Annotated in this window: 1 protein-coding gene; it reads right to left on the bottom strand. The window is 76.2% G+C overall.

Going from position 1 to position 931, the window contains the following annotated elements; translation table 11 throughout:
• Window positions 1-92: 92 nt before the first annotated feature.
• Window positions 93-931, bottom strand: an 839-nt coding sequence (locus tag AB0912_RS35155) for a CU044_5270 family protein (protein ID WP_366707267.1), incomplete at its 5' end; no start/stop codon positions are given.

Genomic DNA, 931 nt, shown 5'->3' with positions numbered 1-931 from the left:
GCTGATCGTCACCGGCGCGGGGCGCCCGTTGGGCGGCTGGGTCGGCGCCGGTGCCGGTGCCGGTGCGATGGCCGACGCCGGAGCGGCGCCCCTCACCGCACCCACGCCGAGTACGACATGACGTCACCCGCCTTCAGACCGTACTCGGGGTCCGGGTGGGTGACCGTGTCCTCCAGGCCCAGGACCGTTCCGGTGGAGGGGTCGAGGACGAGCATGCGGCGGGTCGCGTGGGGCTTGTCGTCGTAGACGTAGGCCTGGCCGGGACGGCCCAGGCGGTCGGTGACCGCTCCGGCGGGGCGCAGGCCGGGGGTGTCGGCCAGGATGCGGGCGAGGGCGGCGCTCTCCCGGCTGCCGAGTGTCCAGTGGTCCAGCAACTCGCCGACGGCGTCGAGAAGTCCGCCGGTGTCCAGGGCGTCGAGGCGGTCGATCTCGTCCAGGTAGGCGCGCAGCCGCCGGACGTCGTGCGGCGGCCGGGCGCTCGGCGGGGCGTCGCTCCAGCTCGGCGGGAAGGTCTGCCTGCTGATGACGTGGCCGTCCTCGACCGTGCGGGGCACGGGGTCGGCGTCGGTGACGACGGGCTTCCCGGGGTGGCGGGGGTCGGTCGCCACGACCAGTTCCGTATGGCTGCCGTCCGCCGCCCAGCGCACCACGCGTTCCTCGGGCAGGGTGACGGGCGGCCGGGCTCCGGGGCCCGAGGTCATGCCAAGGCTCCAGGTCTGGACATGGGTGCCCTGCCGGAGCCGGACGCTGTCGCCCTGGGCGAGGGCCCGGTCGGCGAGGACGTCGAGCGGCAGCGGAGCGAACCCGGTCTTGACGATCAGGGGGCGGGGTGCTGCGACGGCGGGAGCGGTGGCCGGCCCGGAGAGGGTGAGGGCCAGGACGACCGCGCCGACGGCGGCGGCCGCCGTGGCGGTCCAGGCCCAGTCGCGGG

It is taken from the genome of Streptomyces sp. NPDC007084 (assembly GCF_040703595.1).
Taxonomy (GTDB): domain Bacteria; phylum Actinomycetota; class Actinomycetes; order Streptomycetales; family Streptomycetaceae; genus Streptomyces.
The sequence above is the reverse complement of the archived record's forward strand: the minus strand, read 5'-3'. Positions and strand labels throughout refer to the sequence as shown.